Genomic DNA, 12,132 nt, shown 5'->3' with positions numbered 1-12,132 from the left:
TAAGGCAAAAAACCTCAAAAGGGTTTTTTTCAGATGAATCTGTTCAGTCTGCGCCGCAGTCCTCCCAGTCTTGACGATCTGGTCATGGACGCCTCCCTGCCATCCCAAGGCGTTAACCTTTCCAGCGAGTACTTGATGCCTAGTGTCGAGCGGCCGAAACAGGTGTTTGTGCGTGGCCAGGGTTCATGGTTGTGGGACGGCGATGATCGTGCGTACCTGGATTTTTCCCAGGGCGGCGGGGCCAACAGCCTTGGTCATAGTCCTTCGGTTCTGGTCAACGCAATCACTGCCCAGGCCCAATCGCTGATCAATCCGGGCTTCGGCCTGCATAACTGCGGCATGCTCAGCCTCGCTGAACATCTGTGTGCCAGCACCGGCAGTGATCAGGCCTACCTGCTCAATACCGGCAGCGAAGCCTGTGAGGCGGCGATCAAACTGGCGCGTAAATGGGGTCAACGGCATCGCGGCGGTGCGTCGCGAATCATTGTGGCCAACAACGGTTGCCATGGCCGGAGCCTGGGGACGATTTCGGCGTCGGACAGTTCGACATTGGTCAACCGGTTCGAGCCGCAATTGCCAGGCTTCAGTCGTGTTCCGTTCAATGACCTGCCAGCGTTGCATGCGGCCGTGGATGAACGGACCGTGGCGATCATGCTCGAGCCGATCCAGAGCGAAGCCGGCGTGATCCCGGCCACCGCGCACTACCTCAGGGGCGTCGAACGCTTGTGCCGAGAACTCGGCATTTTGCTGATCCTTGACGAAGTGCAAACCGGCATCGGCCGTTGCGGCACCTTGCTCGCGGAACAGTCCTGCGGCGTCACGGCGGATATCGTTGTGCTCGGCAAAGGCCTGGGCGGCGGTGTGCCATTGGCCGCGCTGCTGGCGCGGGGCAAGGCTTGCTGTTTCGACATTGGCGAGGTGAAAGGCACTCATCACGGTAATGCGTTGATGACCGCGGCGGGACTCTCGGTACTCGATACGGTGCAGGACAAGGCTTTCCTCAAGCACGTCGCAGAAGCCGGGCAACACCTGCGTGAAGGATTGGCGCGTCTGGCCCATCGTTACGATCACGGCGAGTTGCGCGGACAAGGGCTGCTTTGGGGGCTGACGCTGTCGGACGACTCCGCTGACGCGGTGGTCAAGGCCGCGCTGTACGAAGGCTTGCTGCTCAATGCCCCGCAACCTGACTGCCTGCGCTTTACCCCTGCGCTCAATGTCAGCAACGCCAACATCAATGAAATGCTCCTGCGCCTGGCACGCGCCTTCTCCCGAGTACGCACCGCGCAATTGCAGTGCCGCAAAGGGATTGCCGTCTGATCAGACGCGCCCTGCACATTTTCCAGAACCGTCTCGCGGTAATACGCACGCCCCACGTCCGACATTTTTGGCGTGGGGCGTTTTTTTGTCTGCGAAACTCAACGAAGGGACGGGGCTTGGGAGTAGAGTGACTGAACCCTGACAAACGGCACAGGTCGATTAGCTGTAGGGCTCGAACGAATTCACCCCAATCAGGAGCTGTCCCATGGACTTTATTCGCATCATCATCGCCATCCTGTTGCCGCCACTGGGTGTGTTTCTGCAAGTAGGATTCGGCGGGGCGTTCTGGCTGAATATTCTGCTGACGTTGTGCGGTTACATTCCGGGGATCGTGCATGCGGTGTACATCATCGCCAAGCGCTGAGTTTTTGCGGCGCTGGATAGATCGCTTTCGCGAGCAAGCCCGCTCCCACAGGATCTGTGCACGCCACAGAACCTGTGGGTGCAGGCTTCAGTCCACTGAATCCATTACCCGCCGATAAAACAACCACTCTTGCTCCAGCGCATGGGCCTGGTTACCGGCCTTGCGAAAGCCATGACGCTCATCGGCGTAATAATGTGCTTCGACCAGGATGCCGTTGTCCTGCAGCGCCGTGACCATATCGCGGGTCTGCTGCGGGACGACCACGGCATCCAGCTCTCCTTGAAAGAAGATCATCGGCACGCGAATGTTGCCGGCATGCAGCAGCGGCGTGCGGGCGGCGTAGCGTTCAGCATCCAGTTGCGGATCGCCGATCAGCCAATCCAGATAGTCGCTTTCGAATTTGTGGGTCGCGCGCCCCAGCGCCACCGGGTCGCTGACCCCATACAGACTGGCGCCGGCGCGGAACACGTTGTGAAAGGCCAAAGCGCAAAGGGTGGTGTAGCCGCCGGCGCTGCCGCCGCGAATGAACGCTTGGTCGCCGTCGATCAAGCCACGTTCGTTGAGGTAACTGACCACGGCGCAGGCGTCTTGCACATCCACATCGCCCCAACTCAGGTGCAGTGCCTGGCGATAGGCCCGGCCATAACCACTGCTGCCGCGATAGTTGAGGTCGGCCACGGCGAAGCCCCGCTGTGACCAGTACTGGATGCGCGGATCGAGCATCGGGTAACACGCCGAAGTCGGGCCGCCATGGACGAACACCACCAATGGGGGGTTCGCCTCGCCGGTCATCGCCGGGTAGAAGAAACCGTGTGCTTCGCCTGAGCCACTTGGGTAGCGCAAGGTTTGCGGGCGGCTGATCTGTTCGGGAGCAAGCGGGGCGATGCCGCCGGCCAGCACTTGTACTTGCCGGCTCTGGCGGTCGATGGCGATGACGGCGGTTGAACTGACGGGCGATGCGGCGATGCAATAGATGAAATGCTCATCCACGGCGAGATGGCGAAAGCGGCTGTAGTCGCCGGTAAAGTCAGCGCTGGAATCGCCGCCTATGCCCAATCGGCCAAACCCGCCTTCGGTCCAACTGGCCAGATAGCTGTTGTCGCTCAGCGGCAACCAGGTGCTGCCGCCGAGTTGCCAGGGTGCGGGGCCATGGTCGGCGCTGGCACTTGGCAATGGGCTCAGGCCTTTTTCAGATTCTATCCATGGCTGCCAGTAACCCGCGCGATCCGTCAGGCAATACAAGCGACCACCGGCATCAAACCGCGGTTGTTGCACAGACTCTTGAACGCCGTCGCCCGCCACACAACGAGCCTCGGCAAAGCCGCCGTTGGCGAGGCGTTCGGCCACCATCAAGCGGGTCGCTGTCCATGGCTGATCCGGGCGACTCCACTCGATCCAGGCCAGACGCCGGGCATCAGGGCTCAGCGTCGGTGCCGCGTAGAAATCGGCACCTTCGGCCAGCAGGTAACGTGCGCCATCCGACAGATCGATCGCCACCAGTCGGTGTTGATCGCGATGCTCCTCGACCGCCAGCACTTGCCCGTTGGCGAACTGCAGATCGCCAAAACGGCATGCCCCGGACGTCAGTCTTTCGGGCGCTTCGCCTTGCAGTGATTGCCGATACAACTGCTGGTCGGCCTCGTTGACGAAAACGATGCCGTCGTCCGTCAGACAAAATGCGCCGCCGCCATATTCATACACCCGGCTGCGCACGCTGAACCCCGGTGGCGTCAGGCATTTCGCAGCACCGTCGCGCCAATGCCAGATCCGGCACGCCGCGTCTTCGGGGCGGTACTCGTTCCAGAACAGGCCCCGCCGACCGACCTGCAGTTCGGCAAAATCGATACCGGCGGCCACGGCTTTGGCAGCGCTGAAAGGTTCAGCTTTTGGCGATGAGGCGTGAGTTTCGTTCATTGCGAAAGGCCAGTTGGTCGATGGTCTGGGTGGCGTGTTCGGCTTCTTCGCGGGCCTTGAGGATCACGCCGTGTTGTGGCGACTTGCTGCACACCGGGTCGGCGTTGCTGGCATCACCGGTGAGCATGAACGCCTGGCAGCGGCAGCCGCCGAAGTCTTTTTCTTTCTCGTCACAGGAGCGGCACGGTTCGGGCATCCAGTCATAACCGCGAAAGCGGTTGAAGCCGAACGAGTCGTACCAGATGTGCTGCATGCTGTGGTCGCGCACATTGGGAAACTGCACCGGCATCTGTCGGGCACCGTGACAGGGCAGGGCAGTTCCGTCTGGCGTGACTGTCAGAAAAATACTGCCCCAGCCGTTCATGCAGGCTTTCGGGCGCTCTTCGTAATAGTCCGGCGTGACGAAAATCAGCTTGCACGGATGCCCTTTGGCTTCCAGTTTGGCGCGGTATTCGTTGGTGATGCGTTCGGCGCGCACCAGTTGCTCTTTGGTCGGCAATAGCCCAACGCGATTGAGTTGCGCCCAGCCATAGAACTGGCACGTGGCGAGTTCGACGAAGTCCGCTTCCAGGGCGATGCACAGCTCGATGATGCGGTCGATCTGGTCGATATTGTGCCGATGGGTGACGAAGTTCAGCACCATCGGATAACCGTGGGCTTTCACCGCCCGGGCCATTTCCAGTTTCTGCGCGAAGGCCTTTTTCGAACCGGCCAGCAGATTGTTCACCTGCTCGTCGCTGGCCTGGAAACTGATCTGGATGTGATCGAGACCGGCCTTTTTGAAGTCGCTGATTTTCTGCTCGGTCAGACCGATGCCGGAAGTGATCAGGTTGGTGTAGAAACCCAGTTTTCGGGCCTCGGCAATCAGCTCGGCGAGGTCCTGACGCACCAGCGGTTCGCCACCGGAAAAGCCCAGTTGCGCCGCGCCCATTTCCCGCGCTTCGCGAAACACCTTGATCCACTGCTCGGTGCTCAGCTCTTTGCCTTGCTCGGCGAAATCCAGCGGATTGGAGCAGTACGGGCATTGTAGCGGGCAGCGATAGGTCAGCTCGGCCAGCAGCCACAGCGGCAGGCCGACCTCGGGTTTTGGCGGTACTTGCACCGATGAATCAGGCAAGTTCGATCCAGTGCTGCGCACGGGCAACCTCCATGAATTGCTCGATGTCGTCTCCGAGCTCGGGCACGCCGGGGAACTGTCGGTCGAGCTCATTGATGATGGCCGCGACATCCCGTTCACCGTCAATCAGACCGCCGATCAGCGCGGCACTCTCGTTGAGCTTGATCATGCCTTCCGGGTACAGCAGCACGTGGCCTTTTTGCGCCGGTTCGTACTGGAAGCGGTAGCCAGGGCGCCAGGTCGGGGTCTTGCTGCGATCGAAACTCATAAGGTGATTCCTTTGTGCCAGACCCGTTCCCCGGTCACGCTGTGATACGGCGGGCGTTTCAGTTCGTAGGCCATGCTCATGGCATCGAGCATGCTCCAAAGAATGTCCAGTTTGAACTGGAGAATTTCCAGCATGCGCTCCTGGCCTTCGCGAGTTTTGTAGTGCTCAAGCGTGATCGCCAGACCATGCTCGACATCACGCCGTGCCTGGCCCAGGCGCGTGCGGAAATACTCGTAGCCAGCCGGGTCGATCCACGGGTAATGCTGCGGCCAGCTGTCCAGGCGCGATTGATGGATCTGCGGGGCGAACAGTTCGGTCAGCGAGCTGCTGGCGGCTTCCTGCCAATTGGCGCGGCGGGCAAAGTTGACATAGGCGTCCACGGCGAAGCGTACGCCGGGCAGCACCAGCTCCTGGGAACGCAACTGGTCCGGGTCGAGGCCAACGGCCTGGCCCAGGCGCAGCCAGGCTTCGATGCCGCCGTCTTCACCGGGCGCACCGTCGTGGTCGAGCAGGCGCTGAATCCATTCGCGGCGGATCTCGCGGTCAGGGCAGTTAGCGAGGATCGCCGCGTCCTTCAGGGGAATGTTCACCTGATAGTAGAAACGGTTGGCGACCCAGCCCTGGATCTGTTCGCGGGTGGCCCGGCCTTCGTACATCGCCACGTGGTAGGGGTGATGGATGTGGTAATAGGCGCCCTTGGCGCGCAGGGCCGCTTCGAATTCGGCGGGGGACATTGGGGTGTCGGTCATTGCGGTTCTCCGGGAAACAACCGTAGAGGTCTAGTGCCTGTGCCGGCCTCATCGCGAGCAAGCTCGCTCCCACAGGGGAATGCGGTCAACTGTGGGAGCGAGCCTGCTCGCGATAGACCGCGCAGCGGTCTCGATTGCTTACAACACAATACTCATGCCGTCATACGCCACCTCAACCTGGCGCCGATCCAGCTCTGAGCGCTCCGGCGAATCCTCATCAAGAATCGGGTTGGTGTTGTTGATGTGGATAAGCACTTTGCGCTGGTTGGGCAATTGCTCAAGCACTTCGAGCATGCCACCAGGACCGTTCTGCGCCAGATGTCCCATCTCTCGACCGGTGCGGGTACCAACGCCGCGACGCTGCATTTCATCGTCATTCCACAGTGTGCCATCGACCAATAGGCAATCGCTGCCGGCCATGATTTCCAGCAGTGGTGCATCGACCTTGCCCAGCCCCGGTGCGTAGAACAGTTTGCCGCCAGTGTTGAGGTCTTCGACGATCAGGCCGATGTTGTCGCCCGGATGCGGGTCGAAGCGATGCGGTGAGTAGGGCGGCGCAGCGCTGCGCAGTGGCAGTGGGGTGAAGCGCAGGTTCGGGCATGCCGGTACGCTGAAGCTCTGGTCGAGCTCGATCCGGTTCCAGGTCAGCCCGCCATTCCAGTGGTTGAGCATGGTGAACAGCGGAAAACCGCTGGTCAGGTCTTCGTGGACCATGTCGGTGCACCAGACCTGATGCGGGCACCCTTCACGCAGCATCAGCAGGCCGGTGGTGTGGTCGATCTGGCTGTCCATCAGGATGATCGCGCCGATCCCGGTATCGCGCAGGGCGCGGCCCGGTTGCATCGGGGCGAAGCTCTGGAGTTGGGCGCGAATGTCCGGGGAGGTGTTGCACAGCACCCAGTTCACGCCGTCGTCGGAAATCGCGATGGAGGATTGCGTCCGCGCCTTGGCCCGCAGGCTGCCGTTGCGAAAGCCCGCGCAGTTCACGCAGTTGCAGTTCCACTGGGGGAAGCCACCGCCGGCAGCGGAACCTAGAATCTGGACAAACATGGACGCTCCATCATTTCAACGCTGAAAATAAAACGCCTCGGATAACCGAGGCGTTGTGCTGCATCTCTGCCAAAGCTGAGATTAGCGGCTTGCGAAGTACATGGTGACTTCAAAGCCAATACGCAGGTCGGTGTAGGCAGGTTTGGTCCAGGCCATAGATTGAACTCCTTCAGGTAGGGTGGGACAGCGCTATCTATAGGTATAGTCCACCTCAAGTCAGAGATGTTCAAGATAGTTAGGTTGCTATGTTACTCAAAATTTCAAAGAAATTGCCCGTGAAACTTTGAGAAAGCTCCTTGCAGCCCCAGTAATGATCATTTTGCCGCTTGCCATGGCGCGCTTGGTGCGGCGCTGTTGGCAAGGCACAGCCAGCCGCCTTCGGCCTGATTCAGGCGTTGGGCCGCAGCCAGCAGAGCGGTCCGGTCAACGAGCACAATGGCCTCGGGCAATTGCGTCAGATAATCCGACGAACGGCCAGCCAGCTTGCCCTGCCAGAGCAATTCGGCCGCTTGACCCGTGGTGAGCGCAGCGCTGGAAAACTGATCCGCCAGGGCCTGGCGTTGAGCGTTGAAGGTGGTGTCGTCGAGTGCGTGGATCAGCTCCGGCAATCGATTCAGGAATTGCTCGATGTGTTGCAACAACTCCACCGGTGCAACGCTTGGCGATTGCACACCGAACAGCAGCCCGGTTTGCCCGTGAATCTGGCGCAGGGCGCTGAACACTGCATAGCCGAGTTGCAGTTCTACCCGCAGGCGTTGGTAGAACGGCGTCTGGCAGACATGCGCGAGCAAACGCCACGCGGCTTCGTCGGCCATTTCCTGGGTGGCTGTCGGACAGAACAGCAGCAAGGCGTGCTCGCTGGAGGCGGTATCGACAGTGCTCCACAGATGCTGTGCAAGGATCGAAGAGGGCGGCGTCAGTTGATTGTCCGGCGTGCCGGGTATGCGGCTCAAGGCCAGGCCCATGGCTGCTTGAGTCTGAGCCGACAACCCGATGGCCAGCCCATCCCATCGCGCACTCGACCAGAGTGGCTGCACTTCGTCCGAGTTCGCGGTGTGCCCGAGGCAGTGATCGGGCAATGCCTTGAGCAGTTGTCGAATCGGTATCAAAGCAACGCTGGTCGATTCGGCTTGTGAGACAGCGGCTTCAGGTTTTGTCAGTTCTTTCAGCACATGCTCCAGGACGCTGGGCATCGGCTCCTGTAGCCCGTTCAGTTTGAGCAGCCATTCGTTGCCCGACGCACTGAAGGAAAAATCCACACCGGCCTGACGCGCGTCTTCGCGTAACGGTTGCAGGTGGTTTTCCAGCCGTGATTGAAGATGGCTGCCGGGAGTCGAGTCCAGGCGCCAGCGCAGATAAATCGCACCTTCAGCATCGTTGTCCGGCCATGCCTGGCTGAATTGCATCGGCGAATGTTCACGACGACTGCGCGAGCGGTCCTGGGCAAACGTGCGCAGGCCGCGGTGGGCGCTGGTCTGGCCGCGAATCAATCCGGCGTTGGCTGCAGGTGCTTCTGAGTGCAGGAACGGATTGGGTGCCGGCAATTGCCATGGCCCGCTGAAGTTATCCACAGCGCCGATTTGTTGGAGGATTTGCTTGAGGGCTGTAACGCCCTGCTCGGATAAACCGACTTCGCGTTGTTCGCTGTCCAGTCGGGCCAGTTGCAAGGCGCTGCTGACTTGCTGCTGGCGTTGGAGCTGGGTGGCGTACTCTTCACGCAATCGGTCCCAGTCTTGCTCGGCAAAGAAACCGAGCCAGCCCAGAAGGCGTTCGCGGATGCCTGTTGCCGAGCCAGCGGCGGGCAGGGTGAATTCGATATGCAGCAAGGCTTGCCCGGCGAACTGGTACAGCGGCTGGGCTTTCAGGTGATCGGCCAGACCGCGTTCGCGCAGGTCCGCCAACAAGCCGCCGGGTTTTGCCAGGTTCAGCCAGTGGCACAGGAACGCCAGCGCTTCGGCAGAGTTGTCAGGCAGTGTTTCGAGGGCAAACAGCAGGTCCAGACGTCGTTCGCCAGCCTGTTGATGACTTTTATCCGGCGCATCCATCAGCGGTATCGGCGCTTGTTGCGTGACTGTTTCGCCTTTGGCAATGACGCTGTCAAAGGCGTCGGCCATCGCTTTCAATTCATCAAGGCTCTGCGGCCCGGCCAGGCTCAGGGTCATTTGCCCTGTCTGGTAAAACCGCTGATAAAAATCCTGCAGCGCCTGCTGAAACTCGGGTTGTTGCAGCGGCAGACTGTCGCGATTGCCAGCATGAAAACTCCGCAATGGATGAGCCTCGCCAAGCCCGATGAACAACGCAAACTGCTGCTGCGCCGTGGCATCCTGCGACCAGGCGATAAACTCCGCCTGCAACACTTCCCGTTCCCGCTGCTGGTCGTCCGGATTCATACGTGGATGGGCGAGCATGTCCGACAGACGCTCGAGTCCACCGGCAAACGGCTGGGGCGGCAGTTCGAAAAAGTAGTCCGTGGTGCGTTCGCTGGTTCGCGCGTTTACCTGGCCGCCATGACTCTGGACGTAGGCCATCAACCCTTGCCCAGCGGGAAAGCGCTCGGTACCGAGAAACAGCAGGTGCTCAAGGAAATGCGCCAGGCCAGGCCACGTCAGCGGCACATCATGGCTGCCCGCGGCGACCCGCAACGCTGCTGCGCAACGCTTCAAATTCGGGGCATGACGCAGCGTCACCCGCAGGCCGTTGGCCAGGGTTTCAGTGTGGGGACGAAGGGGATTCAGCGCGGGCATGGGCACTTCCAGAACAGTGAAGTGCCAATGCTAGCGGATAACGATGGATCAGCGCTTGTTCAGCTCGCCGTAAAGCTCGGGACGACGATCGATCAGGTAGCGATTGGCGGCACGGGAATCGACCATCAGCTGTCGATCCAGCTCACCGACAATCAGCGATTCATCCAGTCCCGCCTGAGCGATACGGCTGCCATCCGGCGCAGCAATGCTGCTCTGGCCGCAGTAGTGGATGTCGCCTTCATGGCCGCAGTAGTTGGCGTAGGCCACATAACATTGGTTTTCGAAGGCGCGGGAGCGCACGGTGACATCGGCGACGAAATCGAACGGAATCATGTTCGCGGTCGGCACCAGGATCAGCTCGGCACCGGCCAGGGCCAGGCGTCGGGCGTTTTCCGGGAACTCCAGGTCGTAGCAGATCAGGAAACCGAGCTTCCAGCCGTTGAGCTCAACGATGGGAAACTCGTCTGAGCCTGCGCTGAACATCGAGTGATCCAGATCGCCGAACAGATGGGTCTTGCGGTAGTTGCAGATGCGCTCGCCGTTAGCGTCGATCAACTGCACGGCGTTGTAGATCTGCCCGTCCTCGGTGCGCTCGGGATAGCCATACAAAATGGCGATCCCGGCAGCCTTGGCAATGCGCGCAATCTGCTGCGCCGACTCACCGTTGTACACCTCCGCCAATACGCTGACGGCATCGACGCCGATGTTGTAGCCGGTCAGGAACATCTCCGGCAGCACCAGCAAATCAGCGCCTTTTGCCTCCAGCGCAAGCTGCTGCAAACGATGCAGGTTGCCAGCGACATCCAGAGGCAGCGGTGGACATTGGTAAAGGGCTACGCGCATTTCGGATTCCTCTTACTCGGGCAGGGCGATCGGTCCGATCTCGTTGAATACATCTCCGGGACCCGGATTCTCGACGTGAGTTGCACCGCCGAAGTGTTTCATGATGCCCCACACCGCGTTGAGCGAGGTCTGTACCGCGCCCTCAACCCAGGCCGGCGTCCACGAAACGTCGTCACCGGCGATGAAGATCCCGCGCTGCTCGGCAGGCATGTCGTCCTGCATGAAGTGCGCGTACATGCGCTGGTTGTAGCGGTAGTGGCCGGGAAGGGCGCCTTTGAACGCGCCGAGGAAATGCGGGTCGGCTTCCCACGAAACGGTGATCGGGTCGCCAATGATCCGCGCGGCGATGTCGACTTTCGGATAGATCTTCTTCAACGCATCCAATGCCAGCTTCACGCGTTTTTCCACCGGCTGCGGCAGCATTTTCAGCGCGTCGCTCATCCACGAGTACGACAGGCAAATCACCCCCGGCTTGTCGTCGCCGTTGTCGAACAGATAAGTGCCACGGGTCAGACGATCGGTGAGGGTCATGCTCATCAGGTCGCGGCCGGTTTCCGGATCCTTGTCCTTCCAGAACGGGCGGTCGACCATCACGAAAGTCTTCGACGACTGCATGTAGCGGGTGCGGTCCAAAGCCATCCACATCTTTTGCGAGAACAGGGTTTCGTCGCACTCGATCTGGGTGGTCAGCAGCCAGCTCTGGCAGGTGGTCAGCACGGCCGCGTATTCGCGGGTGTCGCCCCAGTTGTCGGTGACGGCGAAACGGCCGCCCGGCGCGTGGGCAATTTTCTTCACGCCGGTACGCGGTGCGCCGTTGTGCAGCGAGCTGAGGCTGGTGCCGGCCGGCCAGTGCGCGCAACGCTCCGGTACATGGCGCCAGATGCCTTGGGGCACCTGTTCTACACCGCCAACCACCAGGTGCTGGTGGTCATCACAGTTGGTCATCACCACGCGGAAGATTTCCAGCATCGAGTTCGGGAAGTCCGAGTCCCAGCCGCCGGTACCGAAACCGACCTGGCCGAACACTTCACGGTGATGGAACGAGAGCTTCGCGAAGGCCTTGGAGGTGGCGACGAAATCGTAGAAGGTGCGGTCGTCCCACAACGGAACCAGGGTGTTCCACAGCTCTTTCAGACGTGGCACATCACGATCACGGATGGCTTGCTGGATATCGGAGAACTGCGAACCGGCTTCCAGGGCATCGGCCCAGGCGTCAGCCACTTCCTGGAACAGCGCAGGAAGGTCCGACAGCTTCTGTGCGTAATGGGTCTGGCCTTCGAGGTCGATCACTGTGCTGCCCGACGCGGGTGTCAGCGGGTTGGGGAAAGGTTTGGTTTCCAGACCCAGTTTGTCGACGTAGTGATAAAACGCGGTGGACGACACCGGAAAGCGCATCCCGCCCAACTCGGCAACAATGCCTTCGGCGCCATTGAACGCCTGGGAGCGCAGACGGCCACCCATTTTCGAGGCTTCGTAGACGACCGGTTTCAGGCCCAGCTTCATCAGCTCATACGCCGCCACCAGGCCGGCGATCCCGCCGCCGACAATCGCCACTTCGGCACCGTGATTGTGCTCGGGAATGCTGCCCAGGCCGGCCGGATGTTCGATCCAGTCGTCGAAGGCGAAAGGAAAGTCCGGGCCGAAAATGGTGACTGGTTTCTTACCGTCTGCAGGATGGCGATTGTTCTTGTTCATGGCTGACCTTGCTGGCGACCCGACGCGGAATGCGCATCTGAGTATAGGAAAAGATGCCAGCCATTCTAGAG

The 12,132-nt window shown here is 60.7% G+C and carries 11 protein-coding genes; 2 read left to right on the top strand and 9 right to left on the bottom strand.

All coding sequences use genetic code 11. The features are described from left to right. The first annotated feature begins 33 nt into the window (after positions 1-33). Positions 34-1,317, top strand: a complete 1,284-nt coding sequence (locus AC3IP0_RS26000; RefSeq protein WP_489326207.1) for an aspartate aminotransferase family protein — start codon at positions 34-36, stop codon at positions 1,315-1,317. Positions 1,318-1,522: 205 nt separating this feature from the next. Continuing rightward, positions 1,523-1,681, top strand: a complete 159-nt coding sequence (locus tag AC3IP0_RS25995) for a YqaE/Pmp3 family membrane protein (protein WP_003228885.1) — start codon at positions 1,523-1,525, stop codon at positions 1,679-1,681. 87 nt (positions 1,682-1,768) lie between these two features. On the opposite strand, the gene AC3IP0_RS25990 is transcribed toward AC3IP0_RS25995, so the two are convergent. From AC3IP0_RS25990 to AC3IP0_RS25950, 9 genes are all read right to left on the bottom strand, one after another. Then, positions 1,769-3,595, bottom strand: a complete 1,827-nt coding sequence (locus AC3IP0_RS25990) for a S9 family peptidase (RefSeq protein ID WP_489326205.1) — start codon at positions 3,593-3,595, stop codon at positions 1,769-1,771. Further along, positions 3,561-4,733, bottom strand: coding sequence for a pyrroloquinoline quinone biosynthesis protein PqqE (pqqE, locus tag AC3IP0_RS25985; protein WP_489317449.1), 1,173 nt, complete (start codon positions 4,731-4,733; stop codon positions 3,561-3,563). The genes AC3IP0_RS25990 and pqqE overlap by 35 nt, the downstream gene beginning before the upstream one ends. Further along, positions 4,705-4,980, bottom strand: coding sequence for a pyrroloquinoline quinone biosynthesis peptide chaperone PqqD (pqqD, locus tag AC3IP0_RS25980; protein WP_090451769.1), 276 nt, complete (start codon positions 4,978-4,980; stop codon positions 4,705-4,707). Before pqqD ends, pqqE begins: the two co-directional genes overlap by 29 nt. Then, positions 4,977-5,729 carry a pyrroloquinoline-quinone synthase PqqC gene (pqqC, locus tag AC3IP0_RS25975; protein WP_489317448.1) on the bottom strand — a complete coding sequence of 251 codons (753 nt, stop codon included), beginning with the start codon at positions 5,727-5,729 and terminating at the stop codon, positions 4,977-4,979. Before pqqC ends, pqqD begins: the two co-directional genes overlap by 4 nt. A gap of 138 nt (positions 5,730-5,867) precedes the next feature. Next, positions 5,868-6,779: a pyrroloquinoline quinone biosynthesis protein PqqB gene (gene pqqB, locus AC3IP0_RS25970; RefSeq protein WP_489317447.1), complete on the bottom strand. Its 912-nt coding sequence runs from the start codon at positions 6,777-6,779 to the stop codon at positions 5,868-5,870. An 81-nt stretch (positions 6,780-6,860) separates the two neighbouring features. After that, positions 6,861-6,935: a pyrroloquinoline quinone precursor peptide PqqA gene (pqqA, locus tag AC3IP0_RS25965; protein ID WP_003444522.1), complete on the bottom strand. Its 75-nt coding sequence runs from the start codon at positions 6,933-6,935 to the stop codon at positions 6,861-6,863. 158 nt (positions 6,936-7,093) lie between these two features. Beyond that, a complete protein-coding gene (gene pqqF, locus AC3IP0_RS25960) occupies positions 7,094-9,523 on the bottom strand; it encodes a pyrroloquinoline quinone biosynthesis protein PqqF (protein ID WP_489326203.1) in 2,430 nt (809 codons plus the stop codon). 48 nt (positions 9,524-9,571) lie between these two features. Next, the gene (locus AC3IP0_RS25955; protein ID WP_489326202.1) at positions 9,572-10,366 is read right to left on the bottom strand and encodes a carbon-nitrogen hydrolase family protein; all 795 of its coding nucleotides are present in this window, start codon (positions 10,364-10,366) and stop codon (positions 9,572-9,574) included. A 12-nt stretch (positions 10,367-10,378) separates the two neighbouring features. Next, entirely contained in the window at positions 10,379-12,061 is a 1,683-nt protein-coding gene (locus AC3IP0_RS25950; protein ID WP_489326201.1) for a flavin monoamine oxidase family protein, read from the bottom strand. Positions 12,062-12,132: the final 71 nt, after the last annotated feature.

This window comes from Pseudomonas sp. GL_103, from assembly GCF_057835175.1.
This window is presented reverse-complemented; position numbering and strand designations above follow the sequence as displayed.

Excerpts from the sequence above, each read along its gene's own strand:
- AC3IP0_RS26000 (WP_489326207.1), top strand. The coding sequence starts at position 34 with ATGAATCTGTTCAGTCTGCGCCGCAGTCCTCCCAGTCTTGACGATCTG.
- AC3IP0_RS25995 (WP_003228885.1), top strand. The coding sequence starts at position 1,523 with ATGGACTTTATTCGCATCATCATCGCCATCCTGTTGCCGCCACTGGGT.
- AC3IP0_RS25990 (WP_489326205.1), bottom strand. The coding sequence starts at position 3,595 with ATGAACGAAACTCACGCCTCATCGCCAAAAGCTGAACCTTTCAGCGCT.
- pqqD (WP_090451769.1), bottom strand. The coding sequence starts at position 4,980 with ATGAGTTTCGATCGCAGCAAGACCCCGACCTGGCGCCCTGGCTACCGC.
- pqqC (WP_489317448.1), bottom strand. The coding sequence starts at position 5,729 with ATGACCGACACCCCAATGTCCCCCGCCGAATTCGAAGCGGCCCTGCGC.
- pqqB (WP_489317447.1), bottom strand. The coding sequence starts at position 6,779 with ATGTTTGTCCAGATTCTAGGTTCCGCTGCCGGCGGTGGCTTCCCCCAG.
- pqqF (WP_489326203.1), bottom strand. The coding sequence starts at position 9,523 with ATGCCCGCGCTGAATCCCCTTCGTCCCCACACTGAAACCCTGGCCAAC.
- AC3IP0_RS25955 (WP_489326202.1), bottom strand. The coding sequence starts at position 10,366 with ATGCGCGTAGCCCTTTACCAATGTCCACCGCTGCCTCTGGATGTCGCT.
- AC3IP0_RS25950 (WP_489326201.1), bottom strand. The coding sequence starts at position 12,061 with ATGAACAAGAACAATCGCCATCCTGCAGACGGTAAGAAACCAGTCACC.